17 protein-coding genes are annotated in these 16,373 nt (G+C 60.0%); 13 read left to right on the top strand and 4 right to left on the bottom strand.

What is annotated here, in order from left to right; all coding sequences use genetic code 11:
* From FHX11_RS17165 to FHX11_RS17155, 3 genes are read left to right on the top strand one after another with little or no spacing between them, the layout of a single operon-like run.
* Positions 1 to 1,089 carry a branched-chain amino acid ABC transporter permease gene (locus tag FHX11_RS17165; protein WP_184358870.1) on the top strand — a complete coding sequence of 363 codons (1,089 nt, stop codon included), beginning with the start codon at positions 1 to 3 and terminating at the stop codon, positions 1,087 to 1,089.
* Entirely contained in the window at positions 1,082 to 2,836 is a 1,755-nt protein-coding gene (locus FHX11_RS17160) for an FAD-dependent monooxygenase (protein ID WP_246781051.1), read from the top strand. Before FHX11_RS17165 ends, FHX11_RS17160 begins: the two co-directional genes overlap by 8 nt.
* 7 nt (positions 2,837 to 2,843) lie before the next feature.
* Positions 2,844 to 3,728: an intradiol ring-cleavage dioxygenase gene (locus FHX11_RS17155; protein ID WP_184358869.1), complete on the top strand. Its 885-nt coding sequence runs from the start codon at positions 2,844 to 2,846 to the stop codon at positions 3,726 to 3,728.
* A gap of 84 nt (positions 3,729 to 3,812) precedes the next feature.
* On the opposite strand, the gene FHX11_RS17150 is transcribed toward FHX11_RS17155, so the two are convergent.
* Positions 3,813 to 4,805: a LysR family transcriptional regulator gene (locus FHX11_RS17150; RefSeq protein WP_184358868.1), complete on the bottom strand. Its 993-nt coding sequence runs from the start codon at positions 4,803 to 4,805 to the stop codon at positions 3,813 to 3,815.
* 165 nt (positions 4,806 to 4,970) lie between these two features.
* Here FHX11_RS17150 and FHX11_RS17145 point away from each other — a divergent pair, with 165 nt between their 5' ends.
* A complete protein-coding gene (locus FHX11_RS17145) occupies positions 4,971 to 5,927 on the top strand; it encodes a VOC family protein (RefSeq protein ID WP_184358867.1) in 957 nt (318 codons plus the stop codon).
* A gap of 14 nt (positions 5,928 to 5,941) precedes the next feature.
* Positions 5,942 to 6,595: a dienelactone hydrolase family protein gene (locus FHX11_RS17140; protein WP_184358866.1), complete on the top strand. Its 654-nt coding sequence runs from the start codon at positions 5,942 to 5,944 to the stop codon at positions 6,593 to 6,595.
* Positions 6,596 to 6,729: 134 nt separating this feature from the next.
* On the opposite strand, the gene FHX11_RS29950 is transcribed toward FHX11_RS17140, so the two are convergent.
* The 3 genes from FHX11_RS29950 to FHX11_RS17125 form a co-directional block, all read right to left on the bottom strand.
* On the bottom strand, positions 6,730 to 7,491 hold the full coding sequence (locus FHX11_RS29950) for a L,D-transpeptidase (RefSeq protein WP_246781050.1): 762 nt from the start codon (positions 7,489 to 7,491) through the stop codon (positions 6,730 to 6,732).
* A 238-nt stretch (positions 7,492 to 7,729) separates the two neighbouring features.
* On the bottom strand, positions 7,730 to 8,017 hold the full coding sequence (locus FHX11_RS17130; protein ID WP_184358865.1) for a hypothetical protein: 288 nt from the start codon (positions 8,015 to 8,017) through the stop codon (positions 7,730 to 7,732).
* Positions 8,018 to 8,469: 452 nt separating this feature from the next.
* Positions 8,470 to 8,913, bottom strand: coding sequence for a MucR family transcriptional regulator (locus tag FHX11_RS17125; RefSeq protein WP_184358864.1), 444 nt, complete (start codon positions 8,911 to 8,913; stop codon positions 8,470 to 8,472).
* A 589-nt stretch (positions 8,914 to 9,502) separates the two neighbouring features.
* Here FHX11_RS17125 and FHX11_RS29845 point away from each other — a divergent pair.
* The 8 genes from FHX11_RS29845 (at position 9,503) to FHX11_RS17090 (ending at position 16,370) form a co-directional block, all read left to right on the top strand.
* Positions 9,503 to 9,787, top strand: coding sequence for a hypothetical protein (locus FHX11_RS29845; RefSeq protein WP_210292494.1), 285 nt, complete (start codon positions 9,503 to 9,505; stop codon positions 9,785 to 9,787).
* Between the two features lie 139 nt (positions 9,788 to 9,926).
* Positions 9,927 to 10,238, top strand: a complete 312-nt coding sequence (locus FHX11_RS17120; RefSeq protein ID WP_184358863.1) for a PepSY domain-containing protein — start codon at positions 9,927 to 9,929, stop codon at positions 10,236 to 10,238.
* Between the two features lie 601 nt (positions 10,239 to 10,839).
* Positions 10,840 to 11,655: a DUF2189 domain-containing protein gene (locus tag FHX11_RS17115; RefSeq protein ID WP_184358862.1), complete on the top strand. Its 816-nt coding sequence runs from the start codon at positions 10,840 to 10,842 to the stop codon at positions 11,653 to 11,655.
* 103 nt (positions 11,656 to 11,758) lie between these two features.
* The gene (locus tag FHX11_RS17110; protein WP_184358861.1) at positions 11,759 to 12,145 is read left to right on the top strand and encodes a cytochrome c family protein; all 387 of its coding nucleotides are present in this window, start codon (positions 11,759 to 11,761) and stop codon (positions 12,143 to 12,145) included.
* A 150-nt stretch (positions 12,146 to 12,295) separates the two neighbouring features.
* Positions 12,296 to 13,099: a cytochrome c oxidase subunit II gene (locus FHX11_RS17105; protein ID WP_184358860.1), complete on the top strand. Its 804-nt coding sequence runs from the start codon at positions 12,296 to 12,298 to the stop codon at positions 13,097 to 13,099.
* A gap of 56 nt (positions 13,100 to 13,155) precedes the next feature.
* Positions 13,156 to 14,934, top strand: a complete 1,779-nt coding sequence (locus tag FHX11_RS17100) for a cbb3-type cytochrome c oxidase subunit I (RefSeq protein ID WP_184358859.1) — start codon at positions 13,156 to 13,158, stop codon at positions 14,932 to 14,934.
* Positions 14,931 to 15,635, top strand: coding sequence for a cytochrome c oxidase subunit 3 (locus tag FHX11_RS17095; RefSeq protein WP_184358858.1), 705 nt, complete (start codon positions 14,931 to 14,933; stop codon positions 15,633 to 15,635). Before FHX11_RS17100 ends, FHX11_RS17095 begins: the two co-directional genes overlap by 4 nt.
* Before the next feature lie 12 nt (positions 15,636 to 15,647).
* The gene (locus FHX11_RS17090) at positions 15,648 to 16,370 is read left to right on the top strand and encodes a heme-copper oxidase subunit III family protein (protein ID WP_184359402.1); all 723 of its coding nucleotides are present in this window, start codon (positions 15,648 to 15,650) and stop codon (positions 16,368 to 16,370) included.
* Positions 16,371 to 16,373 lie beyond the last annotated feature (3 nt).

Raw genomic sequence — 16,373 nt, 5'->3', positions numbered from 1 at the left:
ATGACGGATCGTGTTTCCACATCCTGGCTTGTTTCGACGCGCACGCGCGGCTCTTCCGTTTCGATGCTGCTGGTCGTCGCCGTCGTCGTGCTGGGCTTCGCGGCGCCGCTGTTTGTCTCGCGTGCCGTCGTCCAGGATCTGTTCTTCATCCTCACCATGCTGGTGCTGGCCCAGTGCTGGAACCTGCTCGCGGGCTATGCCGGTCTTGTCTCGGTGGGCCAGCAGGCCTTTGTCGGCTTTGGCGCCTATGCGATGTTCGCCGGCGTCAGCCTGCTGGCGCTCGACCCGCTCGTGGCGATCCTGCTCGGCGGGCTTGCTGCGCTCGTGCTTTCCGTGCCGACGGCGTTCTTCGTCTTTCGCCTGCAGGGCGCCTATTTCGCCATCGGCACCTGGGTGATAGCCGAAGTCGTGCGGCTTTCCCTGGCGCAGTGGAAGGCGCTTGGCGGCGGGACCGGCACGTCGCTGCCCTCGGGTGTCGCGCGCGATATGTTCGGCGTCCGCCTGGTCGCTGACATGCTCGGGGTGCGCGGGCCGCAGGCCACCGACATCGTCTGCTACTGGCTGGCGCTGGTGCTTGCCGTCGCCACCATCGGCCTGATCTACAAGCTCTTGCGCTCCAAGCAAGGGCTCGGTCTCGCCGCGGTGCGCGACAACCGCGAGGCCGCCCGCTCGGTCGGCGTCGATCCGCTCTGGACCAAGTCCTTCGTCTATCTGACGGCGGCGCTGGCGACCGGGCTGACGGGCGCGCTCATCTATGTGCAGAAGGCGCGCATCTCGCCGGACGCGGCCTTCTCGGTGCCGGACTGGACGGCCTATGTGATCTTCATCGTGGTGATCGGCGGCATCGGCACGATCGAAGGTCCGATCGTCGGCGTGATCGTGTTCTTCGTCCTGCAGAACGTGCTGGCCGACTACGGCTCCTGGTATCTTTTGATCCTCGGACTCGTCGGCATATTCATCATGCTCTTCACGCCGCGCGGTCTCTGGGGCCTGTTTGCAGATCGCACCGGAATCCAGCTGTTTCCCGTCCGCCGCATTCTGGCGGGCCAACTCAAGACAAAGACGAATGAGGGAGTGTCTGATGGCTGATATCGAAACCGACGTATTGATCATTGGTACAGGTCCGGCGGGCTCGGCCACGGCCGCGCTGCTGGCGACCTACGGCATCGAGAACATGGCGGTGAACCGCTACCGCTGGCTTGCCAACACGCCACGCGCCCACATCACCAACCAGCGCACCATGGAAGTGCTGCGCGACCTCGGCCGCGAGGTGGAGGGCGAGGCCTATCTGCATTGTAGCCCGCAGGACATCATGGGCGAGAACGTTTTCTGCACGTCGCTTGCCGGCGAGGAACTGGGCCGGCTCAAGACCTGGGGCACGCATCCCCGGTCCAAGGCGGAGCATCTGATGTCCTCGCCCACCGAGATGAACGATCTGCCGCAAACCTTCATGGAGCCGCTGCTCTTCAAGACCGCCTGCTCGCGCGGCACCCAGGCGCGGATGTCGACCGAATATGTCAGCCATGTGCAGGATGCCGAGGGTGTAACGACGACCTGCCGTGACCGTCTGACCGGCAAGGAATTTACGGTGCGCTCGAAATACCTGGTCGGAGCGGATGGCGGCAACTCGATGGTGGCGCAGCATCTCGGCCTGCCCTTCGAGGGCAAGATGGGTGTGGCCGGCTCGATGAACATCCTCTTCAAGGCCGATCTCGCGCGGTATGTCGCCCATCGTCCCTCGGTGCTTTACTGGGTGCTGCAGCCCGGCTCGAATGTCGGCGGCATCGGCATGGGGCTGGTACGCATGATCCGGCCCTGGAACGAGTGGCTGATCAATTGGGGCTACGACATCAACGAGGGCGCGCCGCATGTCGACAATGCCTTTGCCGAGGGTGTGGCCCGCGACCTGATCGGAGATCCCGATATCGATATCGAGGTCACATCGGTTTCCACCTGGACGGTCAACAACTGTTATGCGGCGCAGGCTCACAAGGGTCGGGTCTTTTGCATGGGCGATGCGATCCACCGCCATCCGCCATCCAACGGGCTGGGGTCCAACACGTCGATCCAGGACGGTTTCAACCTTGCCTGGAAGCTTGCCATGGTCATCAAGGGTCAGGCCGGCCCCGGTCTCCTGGAGACCTATACCGAGGAGCGTGCGCCAATCGCCAGGCAGATCGTCACGCGGGCCAATCAGTCCATCGAGGAATTCGGCCCGATTTTCGGGGCACTCGGCCTGCTCGAATCCATCGATCCGGTGAAGATGCAGGAAAACATGGATCGTCGCTGCGACGATACGCAGGCCGCCGAGAACCAGCGCGAGGCGCTTCGTGCCGCCATTGCCTTCAAGGTCTATGAGTTCGATGCGCATGGCGTGGAGATGAACCAGCGCTACCGATCGGGCGCGGTGGAAGCCGACGGTCAGCCCGAGCCAGCCTTTACGCAGGATCGGGAATTGCATTTCGAGCAGACCACCTGGCCCGGCGGACGCCTGCCGCATGTCTGGCTGTTCAATGACAACAACCAGAAAGCATCCACGCTCGACCTGTGCGGTCATGGACGGTTCACCATCCTGACCGGTATCGGAGGGCGCGCCTGGATCGAGGCGGCACGGGCACTGTCTTCGGAGCTCGACCTGCCGCTCGTGACCCATATCATCGGGCCGCGGCAGCCATGGCAGGACCATTACGGCGATTGGGCGCGCGCGCGGGAAGTCGGCGATGCTGGCGTCGTTCTCGTGCGGCCCGACCATCACGTCGCCTGGCGTTCGGAGGCCATGGCCGCCGATCCCAAAGGCGAATTGCGCCGCGTATTGAAAATCATTCTGGATCGGTGAGGCGACAATGGAAGCGCATGAGAAGGGTTATTTCACTGAGGAGAACTCGGTCGAGGTCGTGACCGGCCGCAACGCCGGCGCCGGTGACGAGCGGCTGAAGCAGGCGATGGAGGTCATCACCCGCAAACTGCACGAGGCGGTCAAGGAGTTGGAACCGACGCAGGACGAATGGATGCAGGCCATCCTGTTCCTGACCCGCACCGGCCAGATGTGCAACGAATGGCGACAGGAGTTCATCCTGCTTTCCGACATTCTCGGTGTGTCGATGCTGGTCGATGCGATCAACAATCGCAAACCGTCCGGAGCCTCCGAAAGCACGGTCCTCGGCCCGTTCCACGTTGCCGACGCGCCGGAATTGCCCATGGGCGCCAATATCTGCCTCGACAGCAAGGGCGAGGACATGGTGATCGAAGGCCGCATCCTCGACACCGAGGGCAGGCCGATCGCCAATGCCGTCATTGACGTCTGGCAGGCCAATGATGAGGGATTTTACGACGTGCAGCAGAAGGGCATCCAGCCGGACTTCAATTTGCGCGGCATTTTCCGGACCGGCCCGGACGGTCATTACTGGTTCCGTGCCGTGAAGCCGAAATATTACCCCATCCCCGACGACGGTCCGGTGGGCCAGCTGCTCGGCAGCCTCGGCCGCCATCCCTTCCGCCCGGCGCATCTGCATTACATCATCAGCGCCGACGGCTTCGAGACGCTGACGACCCATATCTTCGATCCCGACGATCCCTATATCCATTCGGATGCGGTTTTCGGCGTCAAGGAAAGCCTGCTCGCCAAGTTCGACAAGGTGCATGATCCCGACCGCGCCAGGCGCTATGCGTTTGATGGCGACTTCTGGGACGTCAGGCACGATTTCGTGCTGGCCCGGCAGACCGGCTGATCGGCTTGGTCTATAGATGAGGCGGTGCCGAAAGGGGCGCGTGGCTGCCGCGCTCTCTTTTCATGTTCGGATCGAGCCGCGCGCTCATTCCACCGCAAGCTTTCGCTCGCGTTCGCCCATGAACGGGCCCTGGACCCACTGGATGGTTTTCTCGTGCTTTTCGACGGCCCGGCGCAGCTCGGAGAATTCCCGGCGCAGATGCCCGAGAAATTTCCGTCCGGCGGGATTTGAATAGGGCTTCTTCCGCGTCATGATGCCCAGGGCACGCTCGGGCTGTGGAATGTCGAGCGGGATGATGCCGATCTTGTTTTCGCCGCGGAACGCATAGGCGACGGAATGCGGCAGGATTGCCAGCGCATCGGTACCCGTCAGGTAGTTCACCACGCTCAGCAGGGAGCCGCCGGCAAAGCGCAGGGACACTTCGGTCAGTCCGAGCGTCAGCAGGATGTTGTGCAGGTCCAGAACCAGGGGTGAGCCGGGCAGGGGAGCGACCCAGGGATAGTTGACGATATCCTCGGTCGCGAGATTGCGCTTGCGCACCAGCGGATGGCCGGCACCACAGGCAAGCACGTTGCGCGCCGTCAGGATCGGCTCGAATTGCAGGTCGGCGCGCAGGTCGACGGAACCGGTCGGCGTCACGGCCAGGTCGATCTGGCCGGAATCCAGCTCGGCGACGAGGTCTGCATAATTGCCGTAGGATTGATGGACCATGATGCCCGGCTCGCTGCGCTGGAACGAGGCGATCATCGATGAGACGACCGCGTCCATGAAAAACGGCACGCCGCCGATCCGCACCCGGCCCGACGATCCAGACTTGAAACTCCTGATGATCTCCGCCGCCTTTCGCGACGAGGCGAGGATCGCCTTGCCCTGCAGGCCGAGCTGTTCGCCGAGCGGCGTCGGCTGCATCGGCCGCCGTCCGGAGACGAAGAGCGGTTCGCCGATGCGCTTTTCCAGAACCGAGAGCGTTCGCGACACGGCCGATTGCGTCATGCCCAGCATGGCGGCGGCTTCAGTCACGCCGCCGGTTTCGATGACGGCGGCGAGCTGGACGAGGTGAGCTTCCACGATCTTCATAGCAATTTGCTATAGCCTGCATGAACAATGTCAATCAACAGGCAAATGGAAGGACTATAGTCATGACATCACGCAGCGCCCGCGACATGCGGCGCCCGTGGCTTCCGGATGAGAACGGCGGAGGAACCGCATCCGGACTGTCGACCCTATTCGGAGGAGGAGAACATGGCTCTTGTCAGCGGGTATCACCATTTGACGCTCTGCACCGACGGCGTGCAGGAAGACTACGATTTCTATACCAAGGTGCTCGGGCTTTATTCGGTCAAGCGTACCGTGCTGTTCGACGGCACGATCCCGGTCTATCATCTCTATTATGGATCGCGGAACGGCGACGCATCGACCATCATCACCACGTTTCCCTTCCGCAAGCCCGCCGTCTATGGCCGGCGCGGCACCAATCAGTCGAAGATCATCCTGCAGGCGATTCCCGTCGGTGCGGCCGATTATTGGGTCGACCGGCTGAATGGCAAGGGCGTCGAGGCCCGGAAAATCTCGCGCTTCGGCATCGCGCGCGTCGCCTTCAAGCATCCCTGCGGCATTCCGCATGAACTCGTGGAGAGTCCCGCTGACAATCGCTCTCCGATCGTCAACGAAGCGCAGGGCGTAAGCGCCGCCCATGGCATCAAGGGTATCTACGGTGCAGCCATCGCCGTCTTCGACCGTACCGCAATGGACGACTTCCTCGGCGTCGGCATGTCGATGAAGAAGGAAGCCGACAGTGACGAAGGCCTGATGTTCTCCGTGCCGAATGCCGGTGGTCCGAACAGCATGGTCGAGGTTCTGCAGGAATCGAACGGCCCGCAGGGAACCTGGACGCTCGCCGGCGGCACGATCCACCATCTCGCGCTCAATACCGGCAACGAGGAAAATCAGCTGAAGCTCAAGGCGCATCTCGAAGGCCTCGGTTTCACCGACGTCTCCGACCAGAAGGACCGCAACTATTTCAAGTCCTGCTATGTCCGCTCGCCGGGCGGAGCACTGTTCGAGATTGCATGGTCGGTCGAAGGGGGCTGGGCACTCGACGAGCCTGCCGACAAGATCGGCACAACGCTCGTCTTCCCGCCCTGGTTCGAGGACCGCAAGCAGGAACTGATCGCCGGACTGGAACCCGCCAACTTCTGAGCGGAGCCCGATCCATGGCAAGACACGAAACACCCCTCCTCCTCGGCGCATCGCCCGGGGAGGCACTTGTTCACTGCATCTTTATTCATGGGCGGACGCAATCGCCGGAGGACATGCAGGAGCAGGCGATCGCAAGGCTGAAGACGACCGGCGTGGCCTATATCCTGCCGCGTGCGGCCGGTAACAGCTGGTACGACGCTCGCGCCACGGATTGCCTGACGGATGTGACCCGCCAGCAGCTCGGCAATTCCGTCGCCCATATCCGCAGCCTGGTGGTGGAAGCGGCCCGAAGCACGCGGCGGCATGTGCCCCTGGTGATCGCCGGCTTCAGCCAGGGCGCCTGCCTGGCGATCGAATACGCCATGCAGCACGGCCCCTGGACCGGTACGATGATCAATTTCACCGGCTGCCGGGTCGGCACGGCGTCCTGCCAGCGGCCCTTTGCCGATCTCGACTGCATGCCGGTCTATCTTACGGGCTCGGACAAGGATTCGTGGATATCGACAGATGCGTTCTCGGCCGCCGCCGAGGCGCTGGCGCGGGCGCGGGCGCGCCTGCGCTGCGAGATCTTTCCGGATCGCGCTCACGAGATATCCGCCCCGGAGATCGCCGCGATGGACGTGATCCTGTCGGACATTACCAGGCGCGAACGGCCGATCTGGCCCTGAGCGACGGTGGGAGCAGGCGCCGGTGCGGACAAATGGCAGCACCATGCAACGGGCTTCATAGGGGGCAGGGCGACCTTCGCCTTATGATACGCAACGATGGCTATCCAGACGGACACCCAAACGGGAGGGGGCTATCAGAGCACGACGACCTTTGTTCCCACCCCGACTCGGCCATAAAGATCCATCACGTCCGGATTTGCCATGCGGATGCAGCCGGAGGACACCGCCTTGCCGATCGAGTTGGGCTCATTGGTGCCATGGATGCGGTAAAGGGTGGAACCGAGATAGAGCGCTCTCGCCCCGAGGGGATTATTGAGGCCGCCATCCATGCGGTCAGGCAGTTCCGGCCGGCGGGCGATCATTTCCTTGGGCGGCGTCCAGTTCGGCCACTCCGCCTTGCGGCTGATCGTCTGCGTGCCCTTCCAGGCAAAACCCTGCTTGCCGACACCAATGCCGTATTTGAGCGCAGTCCCGTCGTTGAGCACGAGATAGAGGCGCTTTTCCTTGGTCGAGATCACGATCGTGCCCGGTTCGTAGCCGGAGAAAGGTACGACGGTACGCGGGATCGGCGACTGCGCCAGGCTCGCCCGCCTGTCATCTTTGACGCCAGGATTGAATTGTGGATCGATCGAAGCCCGTCGCTGTGGACGTGCGCGGTAGGGAAAGTCACCGTCTTCGTCGTCATAATAGCCACCCTGATCGCTATAGTCATCGTCGAAGCGGCGGGCATCGCGATAACGGCGCGGCGGCGCCTCCGGCCAGTAACGCTGATTGGTATAGCCGCCATCCGGGTCGTCACCATAATCCGGCAAATACGGCCATTCCTGAGCATGCACGGTGGCGCTCGCCATCAGCAGAGCCAGGGCGGGCAAAAGGGCTAGTCTTACAGTCTTCATGTCACAAACCATACTTCCCGAAGAACGCACCGGATTATCCCCGGGATCGACGGGGTATGCGTGCCGCCGACAATTCCGGAAACGGCGGGCGTAATTGTGGCAGAGGCGGTCGAAAGTTGTGATTTTCCGACCCGCTTTGTGTCGTTGGCAGTTAACCGTGAGAATGTACCGTTTTCGGTCGGCAGTGGCATCCGAAAGTCACGAGAAAATCTCGCTATGGGGCGGCGCCCTACGAGAGTTACGTGGTCTCTGACTTTGTATTCTCGAGATCCTCCGAAGCGATATTCAGACCTTCGACAATCTTCTCGGCCTCTATCAGGAGGCAGTCCATCTGCCTCCTGCACTCGGTGAACCGGGTAATCTCGAAGGCAAATGGTGCATTTTTGCGTGCATCGTAAAAATTGGCGATTGTTTCGTCGGACGCGCGGCGCTCCTGCTCCAAGACGTCCTTCAGCCTTCTCATTTCGCCTTTGAAGGCGAAATAGACCTGCATGGTTTCAACGAGATGTAATTTTCTGTCTGACATGGGCTCTGACCAACCGATCATCGGTTATGAATGCATTAGCTGAGGAGGCAATTGCGCTTTCTCGGCGCGGCTCATGGCGTTGTTTATGATTGCCAGAAGAACGGACCCTTGATCCCAACCGGCCTCCAACGCCGCGGCAATCAAGCTTTCGACAGAAGGCTCAAGGGCAAAAGTGCATGCATCCATATATCTCGTTTGCGATGCGTCGTCGGCAGGGGGAGGATTTATGGCTGGCTTCATTCTTCTATCTCACCAATGGACAGTGCGAATCGGAAAGCGTTGTAATTATTGCGTGCTTCCCCGATCTTTCTTGCTTGTTGCTAAATATTGCTCGGCCCCATCAAGCTCCCATCAGAATTCGGGTCGCTGCCAAATCGGGAGATATCATCGAGCCGGTCACGCATCGTGTCCCAGCGATTGATTGCTTCCAGTTCGTGCGTGCGAAGGTCGAGTTAGTCAGGCTCATATTCCGTCCCGGGAACCGATGTCCTGCCGAATCGGATTTCCTTGGCTATTCTCGAGCGCGTGGCGGCATAGTTCGGCGCTATCATGGGATAGTCGGCGGGCAATCCCCATTTGACGCGATATTGCTCCGGCGTCAGCTTGTATTTGACACGCAAATGACGACGCAGCGATTTGAACGTTTGGCCGTCCTCCAGACAAACGAGGTAGTCCGGAGTGACGGAGAGCGCGATGGGCACGGCAGGCGTGGGCACGGCAGACCTGTGCTGTCTAGGCGTTGCGACGTCGGTCCCGGCATCCAAGACGCCCGACAGGCTTGCATAGACGCCTTCTATGAGATCGGGGACGCCGTCGGAAGTGACAAGGTTGTTTGCCACGAACGAACAGACGATATTGCGAGTGAGATTGAGCAGCCGGGGTTGACGTTCAGACACGTGATGTTCCCATTATTTGATCGTGCTGCGGCATGCCGCGGCCGCCATTTCGATGTTGGACGAATGCCGTATGTGTGACGCCGACAACAGTTCCTCCCACGAGAGTAACAGCTAACGCCCGCACAAGGCCGACGTCTTAAATGACAAAGCGAACATCCCTGCGCGCTCCCTTTTCCAAACGTCCGTCAACCTTGATCGCGGCTGTTCCCAGCAAATCATCGCGCATTAGCATATCGTCAAAATCCCACCTTTCCACAGCCATAGGACCAATGCCTTGGGCATTCAGACCTTAGTCTGATTCACCATCATAGGTTGGGCTCCGGTTCGGTATTCTCCGAGTGGAAAATCATCTGCTTCCACCTGGGTGCCGACCGGATTAACGATGATATCATCGCGGGTTATCCGCATCATAAGCTCGGTCGTCTGCCGCTCATTCGGCCTGCAATCCTTCGGTCCACTCGCGAGCTGGACAGATCGTCATTACACCGATCCGGGAGCCGATCGTTAAAATGCGGCCGGTTATCTATACCTTTGGGCAAGACACCGGCTGCTAGCGGAATTGCGTTGGATTAACAACGAGAAACCCTAAATGCGACAAACACATGATGTGGTTGGCGGCGCACTCAAGACAATGAATGACCTGGCTGACAATCTTACAATCCTGATCACCGCGAGCTATCCGCCCGCGGCCATTCTTACCATGCTGATGAGCGAGGCCGCTCTGGCTTTTCCGGGCTTGCGGGATGCGGATCTCGCGAAACTGATCGATGATCTCCTGCAGGCGGCCGAAGACGGGTCTACATCTTCGGCCCGGCTTATCCCGTTTCCACTGTCTCGCCGGCGAGAGGCAACACCCGTCCTTGCGCGCGCATGATCAGGTCAATTTTTCCCAAAGTCGAAGTGCAAGATCGTTGCCGGCCAGACCCTGCTCTTGATTATTCGCCATGAAACGGCGAAAGGGGAAAGTGTCGGTATCGCACCATAAATCGCACATAATTTTTCTGGACGGCCCCATGCTCAAGAATTTTGCCATAGCGGCAATCGCAGTCACGACAATCATGTCAGCAACACCATCGTTCTCACAAAGCATCGAGATCGGTCCCGGTGGCGTACGCGTCAATCCCGGCATGGAGCCGCCGCCGCCCCGTGACATGGGTATTAGCGAGCGCCAAGCCATACGCATCGCGCGGCGCAACGGCGTGCAAGATGTGGATGATGTCGCGCGTAGACGAAATGTCTTTGTCGTACGCGGCGTGGACCGCGACGGCGATGACATCAAAGTCGTGATCGATCGGGGCTCGGGCGAAGTGCTTTCGGTTGATTAAATGCTCTGACGGAGCCTTGGTCTGTATATCTTGCGGCATATGATGTTGCGGAGAGAAACAGAAAGGCCCTGTGACGTCAGGCAACGATTTCGATTTGCTGATCCGCTCTGTATGAAGCGCGGATCAGCGCCCTCACGAGAACCTGGATGCTTCAAGCCCAGGTTTGGGCTCGTCGGCAATTTCGGTGCAGCTTTCCGAATCCTGTAGATTTGACACATGAATCGGCAGGAGCATGGAAGCGGTTTTGAGATCCGTACCGCACCTCATAAATATCGACCTTGCCGGTTCCGCTCACGTCTTTCAGGGCCAAGGGTCGTCAACCCGGACCGCGCTGGAAATCAACACCACCGCGATACAGCATGGCTCCACAAGCACGATCTTACCGCCTGGACGGTATCGCCCTCCGGATGCTCGTGCCTGAAATCGTTGATCGTTCCGGCGCAGGAAATGACGGCTATCCAATCGTCCAATTTAAGAAACAGGCGACAAAGACAGGAAGATTTGATAGATTTCCATCCGCCGGTTGCGGTTTGACGTGTCGGTAAAATTTGCCGGGCGCATTCGCACCGCCAGCCGGACCATGGTGGAGGAGGAAGGTGCTATGGCGGCATTCCATGTCATGGCCGGTGCGAGCGGTGAATTCTCGCGCCCCGAGGTCCGCAAGATCGGCGTCGCCGATATCGTGGATGCCCTGAAGTCGGGACTTGCGGACTTCGCGGCGAAACCATCTCATTATGTTTTTCTCTGTCTGATGTACCCGATCGCCGGCGTCTTCCTGATCATGTGGAGCTCTGATGCCGACCTGCTCCCGCTGCTCTATCCCTTGATGTCGGGCTTCGCACTGATCGGTCCGATCGCGGCCATCGGTCTCTACGAGATCAGTCGACGCCGGGAACAGGGATTGGATAGCTCTTGGCATCATGCGCTGGACGTTCGTCACTCTCCGGCGTTACCGTCGATCGTTGCTGTCGGCCTCATGCTGTTTGTGCTCTTCATCGCATGGCTGATCGTCGCCCAGCGCATCTACACTATGGCCTTCGATGGGGCCGGCATGACGTCGATCTCCGCCTTGCTGTCGGACGTGCTCACGACCCCGCGGGGCTTCTCGTTGATGCTATGGGGAAATCTGGCCGGGTTCGTTTTCGCGATTGTCGTGCTGGCGACGACGGTGGTGACCTTCCCGCTGCTGCTGGACCGGGATGTCGGCGCCGTTGCGGCCGTGGAGGCGAGCATACGCGCCACACTCGCCAATCCGGGGCCGGTCGCGCTTTGGGGATTGATCGTCGCGGCGCTGCTCGTCGTCGGCACGATCCCGATCTTTGCCGGTCTTGCGGTCGTCATGCCTATCCTGGGGCATTCGACCTGGCACCTGTATCGAAAATTGATTGCCCCCGTCTATCCGAACCGCAGACCTTGAATTCGTAAAGGAACTGACTGCCGGGATCATCCCCCAAGCCATTGCGACCAGTCTGATGCGAGGTGCGTCGGTTGGGATAGCGATGAAGAGAATGAGGCTTGCCATGTCTGACCGTTTTCTTCCGATCTGTCTGCTTTTCGCCATTGCTGTCCCGCTCGATGCTCTCGCGCAGCAAGGCGATGTCACGGCAGGGGCCACCGTTTTCAAGAAATGCGCGATCTGTCACGTGGCCGAAACGGACCAGAACAAAGTCGGTCCCTCGCTGAACGGCCTGTTCGGCCGGACGGCCGGAACACATCCGAATTTCGCCTATTCGCCGGCCATGCAGGATGCGGGCAAGGGTGGCCTCGTATGGAATGAGACCTCGCTCCGCGATTATTTGCACGATCCCAAGGCAAAGGTGAAGGGAACGAAAATGACCTTTGTCGGGCTGAAGGACGATACCGAGATTACCAACCTGATCGCCTATCTGAAGCAATATTCCAAATAGCGAGATGCCGGATGTAGACGCGCTGTACCGCTTGCCGGGGGGGGCCTCCGTCGTTGTTACAATTGCTCGTCTGACTTGTTCATGAGATAATACTGAAACGTTTCGCGATGGGATTGTGGAGACGTTCGCGGCCGGGTCAGGGAGGAGACGATGGCTGTCGTAGTGATTCTCGTCTTGCTGGTGGTGGGATCGATTGCGTTCCATCTGCTGAGCCCCTGGTGGTGGACGCCGATCGCATCCAATTGGAGCTATATCGACAACACGATCGTCATCACGTTCTGGATCACCGGCGTGGTTTTCTCGGCGGTCGTGTTGTTCATTGCCTATTGTGTCTTCCGCTTCAGGCATCGCGCCGGAAACCAGGCGGCGTATCAGCCTGAAAACAAGCGGTTGGAATGGTGGCTCGCCGGCGGAACCGCAATTGGCGTCGCCGCAATGCTCGCCCCGGGCCTGTTCGTCTGGAAACAGTTCGTCACGGTCCCGGCCGATGCCAGCGAGGTCGAAGTCGTCGCTCAGCAATGGCAATGGAGTTTCCGGTTGCCGGGAGCGGACGGGCGACTCGGACGGGCGAACACGCGCGATGTCAGTCCGGACAACCCGCTCGGTGTGAACAAGAACGATCCCGCGGGACTGGACGACGTCATCGTCGAAGGCGGCGAACTGCACATACCCGCCGGCAAGCCGGTCAAGATGCTTCTGCGCTCGATCGACGTCCTGCATGATTTCTACGTGCCGGAATTCCGGGCCAAGATGGACATGATCCCAGGTTCGGTCACCTATTACTGGTTCACGCCGACGCGGACGGGAACCTTCGAAGTTCTTTGCGCGGAGTTGTGCGGGGTCGGTCATCCGCAGATGCGCGGCACTGTCGTCGTCGATACCGAAACTGCCTACCAAGCCTGGCTGCAGCAACAGCCGACTTTCTCGAAATCGCTGGCGTCGGCGCAACAGTAAGTCTCATGCGCATCTGAGAAGGAAGGCCGTATCGGAGGGAACAGGGAGGATGGAATATGGTCGATATTGGATCGGGCACCGAGCAGGTCATCCAGCCGGCTGAAGTCGAGGATGTGGAGCTTTATCACCCGAAAAGCTGGTGGACGAAATATGTCTTCAGCCAGGATGCCAAGATCATCGCCATTCAATATTCCCTGACCGCGATTTCGATCGGTATGGTGGCGCTGGTGCTGTCCTGGCTGATGCGCCTGCAGCTTGGCTTTCCCGGCTATTTTTCCTTCATCGACGCAGAGCATTATTATCAGTTCATCACCATGCACGGCATGATCATGGTGATCTACCTGCTGACGGCGCTGTTTCTCGGCGGTTTCGGCAACTATTTGATCCCCTTGATGCTCGGCGCCCGCGATATGGTGTTTCCCTATGCGAACATGCTGAGCTACTGGCTGTACCTGCTTGCCGTCATCGTACTGGTCGTCGGCTTTTTCGCGCCTGGCGGCCCGACGGGCGCTGGCTGGACGCTCTATCCGCCGCAGGCTCTTCTGTCGGGGACGCCGGGAGGGCGCGATTGGGGCATCATCCTGATGCTGTCGTCGCTGATCCTGTTCATCATCGGCTTCACCATGGGCGGGCTGAACTATGTCGTGACCGTGTTGCAGGGGCGCACCCGCGGCATGACGCTGATGCGAATGCCCCTGACGGTCTGGGGCATCTTCACCGCGACCGTCATGGCGCTGCTTGCCTTTCCGGCACTCTTCGTCGCCGCCGTCATGATGCTGTTCGACCGGTTGCTCGGCACGAGTTTCTTCATGCCCGCTATCGTCGAGATGGGTCAGCAATTACAGCAAGGAGGCGGCAGCCCGATCCTGTTCCAGCATCTGTTCTGGTTCTTCGGCCATCCTGAGGTCTATATCGTCGCACTTCCTGCCTTCGGCATCGTCTCGGATCTGATCAGCACCCATGCGCGCAAGAACATTTTCGGTTACAGGATGATGGTCTGGGCGATCCTCATCATCGCAGCGCTGAGCTTCGTCGTATGGGCACACCATATGTATGTCAGCGGCATGAATCCGAACTTCGGGTTCTTCTTCGCCACCACGACCTTGATCATCGCCATTCCGACCGCGATCAAGGTCTACAATTGGGTGCTGACGCTCTGGCGCGGCGATATCCATCTGACGTTGCCGATGCTGTTTGCGCTCGCCTTCATCGTCACCTTCATCAATGGCGGACTGACCGGATTGTTTCTCGGCAATGTCGTCGTCGACGTGCCGCTTTCGGATACGATGTTCGTCGTTGCCCATTTCCACATGGTGATGGGGGTCGCGCCGCTGCTGGTGATCTTCGGCGCCATCCACCATTGGTATCCGAAAGTCACGGGTCGCATGCTGAACGTGACGATGGGCCATATCCACTTCTGGATCACCTTTCTCGGCGCCTATGCGATCTTCTTCCCGATGCACTATCTCGGCCTGATGGGCGTGCCGCGACGCTATTACGAGCTTGGCGAAACGGCCTTCATCCCGCCGTCGGCGCATACGCTGAACATGTACATCACCGTCGCCGCGCTGGTCGTCGGCGCCGCTCAGCTTCTATTCCTGTTCAATCTCGCCTGGAGCCTTCGCTGGGGCAGGCAAGCGGGCGGCAATCCGTGGCGAGCGACGACACTGGAATGGCAGACGCCGCAAACACCACCTGTTCACGGAAACTGGGGCAAGGAGCTGCCCGTCGTCTATCGCTGGCCGTATGATTACAGTGTTCCCGGAGCGGATCAGGACTTCCTGCCGCAAAACCAGCCGGCCTCGAGCGGGCCGTCCGAAAGGGCGTTGTCATGAGCGCCATTCTGATCTTCATGGCGGGGATTGCCGGCATCATCGCCTGGTGGATGGCGCGGCAGCGGTTGACCTCGAAGCCCTGGCTGGAAGCGGGGCCTGCGGGCGATGCGCCGGAGTTGCGGGGATCGCCGGCAACCGCGGCGAAAGTCGGTCTCGGCATCTTTCTTGCCGTCGTCGGCGCCTTGTTCGCGCTTCTCATCAGTGCCTATCTGACCCGCCTCAGCGGCACCGACTGGTGGAGTATCCCGATCCCGCGATTGCTGTGGGTGAATACGGCCGCCCTTGCCGCCAGCAGCGTTGCGCTGCAATGGGCTAAAACCGAAGCCCGTCTCGACCGCAGCGAGATGCTGAACACGGCTCTTGCCGTGGCCTTCGCACTGGCTGTTCTGTTTCTGGCCGGACAGGTTCTGGCGTGGCGACAACTGGTGTCGGCAGGTTATGTTCTCGCGGACAACCCATCGAACAGCTTCTTCTATATGATCACCGGGCTGCATGGCCTGCATATTCTGGGCGGGCTTTTCGTGCTTGGACGGACAGCAATCCGCGCCCGGACCAGCCGCGCCCCGGCAAGGGTCAGCCTGAGCGTGGATCTTTGCGCCATCTATTGGCATTTCATGCTCATTGTCTGGCTGATCCTTTTTGCGCTCTTTGCCGGCTGGGCAAACAGTTTCGTCGATCTCTGCCGTCAATTGGTCACCTGAGGAGTTTCGATGATGACCGAATCCATAGAAAGACCGGCAACCGATCCGCTTCTGCGGCCCGTGGGACTGCGTGGCGTCGCGGCCGATCTGTCGTCGGACCAGCGGGCGTTCAAGAACGTCTCCTGGGGCAAGGCGATGATGTGGATCTTCCTCCTGAGCGACACATTCATTTTCGGCTGTTTTCTGCTGGCCTATATGACGGCGCGCATGTCGACCACCGTCCCGTGGCCCAATCCCAGTGAGGTTTTCGCCCTGACGATCGGCGGCCAGGAAATCCCGCTGATCCTGATCGCCATCATGACGTTTGTCCTCATCAGCAGCAGCGGCACGATGGCGATGGCCGTCAACTTTGGTTACCGGCGCGATCGCCGCAAGACCGCCGTGCTGATGTTGGCGACGGCGGTCCTTGGCGCGACATTCGTCGGCATGCAGGCCTTCGAATGGACCAAGCTGATCAGAGAGGGAGTGCGGCCCTGGGAAAACCCATGGGGTGCGGCGCAGTTCGGTTCGTCCTTCTTCATGATCACCGGTTTTCACGGCACCCACGTCTCGATCGGCGTTCTTTTTCTTCTGATCATGGCACGCAAGGTGTGGCGGGGAGATTTCGACCAGGAAAGGCGGGGGTTTTTCACCAGCCGCAAGGGCCACTACGAGATCGTCGAGATCACGGGATTATACTGGCACTTCGTCGATCTGGTCTGGGTCTTCATCTTTGCATTCTTCTATCTGTGGTGAGGA

Source organism: Rhizobium sp. BK602 (assembly GCF_014195095.1).
GTDB lineage: Bacteria > Pseudomonadota > Alphaproteobacteria > Rhizobiales > Rhizobiaceae > Rhizobium.
This window is presented reverse-complemented; position numbering and strand designations above follow the sequence as displayed.

What these genes read in the sequence shown, in the direction of transcription:
- FHX11_RS17165 (WP_184358870.1), top strand. Translation starts at nt 1, where the DNA reads ATGACGGATCGTGTTTCCACATCCTGGCTTGTTTCGACGCGCACGCGC.
- FHX11_RS17160 (WP_246781051.1), top strand. Translation starts at nt 1,082, where the DNA reads ATGGCTGATATCGAAACCGACGTATTGATCATTGGTACAGGTCCGGCG.
- FHX11_RS17155 (WP_184358869.1), top strand. Translation starts at nt 2,844, where the DNA reads ATGGAAGCGCATGAGAAGGGTTATTTCACTGAGGAGAACTCGGTCGAG.
- FHX11_RS17150 (WP_184358868.1), bottom strand. Translation starts at nt 4,805, where the DNA reads ATGAAGATCGTGGAAGCTCACCTCGTCCAGCTCGCCGCCGTCATCGAA.
- FHX11_RS17145 (WP_184358867.1), top strand. Translation starts at nt 4,971, where the DNA reads ATGGCTCTTGTCAGCGGGTATCACCATTTGACGCTCTGCACCGACGGC.
- FHX11_RS17140 (WP_184358866.1), top strand. Translation starts at nt 5,942, where the DNA reads ATGGCAAGACACGAAACACCCCTCCTCCTCGGCGCATCGCCCGGGGAG.
- FHX11_RS29950 (WP_246781050.1), bottom strand. Translation starts at nt 7,491, where the DNA reads ATGAAGACTGTAAGACTAGCCCTTTTGCCCGCCCTGGCTCTGCTGATG.
- FHX11_RS17130 (WP_184358865.1), bottom strand. Translation starts at nt 8,017, where the DNA reads ATGTCAGACAGAAAATTACATCTCGTTGAAACCATGCAGGTCTATTTC.
- FHX11_RS29845 (WP_210292494.1), top strand. Translation starts at nt 9,503, where the DNA reads ATGCGACAAACACATGATGTGGTTGGCGGCGCACTCAAGACAATGAAT.
- FHX11_RS17120 (WP_184358863.1), top strand. Translation starts at nt 9,927, where the DNA reads ATGCTCAAGAATTTTGCCATAGCGGCAATCGCAGTCACGACAATCATG.
- FHX11_RS17115 (WP_184358862.1), top strand. Translation starts at nt 10,840, where the DNA reads ATGGCGGCATTCCATGTCATGGCCGGTGCGAGCGGTGAATTCTCGCGC.
- FHX11_RS17110 (WP_184358861.1), top strand. Translation starts at nt 11,759, where the DNA reads ATGTCTGACCGTTTTCTTCCGATCTGTCTGCTTTTCGCCATTGCTGTC.
- FHX11_RS17105 (WP_184358860.1), top strand. Translation starts at nt 12,296, where the DNA reads ATGGCTGTCGTAGTGATTCTCGTCTTGCTGGTGGTGGGATCGATTGCG.
- FHX11_RS17100 (WP_184358859.1), top strand. Translation starts at nt 13,156, where the DNA reads ATGGTCGATATTGGATCGGGCACCGAGCAGGTCATCCAGCCGGCTGAA.
- FHX11_RS17095 (WP_184358858.1), top strand. Translation starts at nt 14,931, where the DNA reads ATGAGCGCCATTCTGATCTTCATGGCGGGGATTGCCGGCATCATCGCC.
- FHX11_RS17090 (WP_184359402.1), top strand. Translation starts at nt 15,648, where the DNA reads ATGACCGAATCCATAGAAAGACCGGCAACCGATCCGCTTCTGCGGCCC.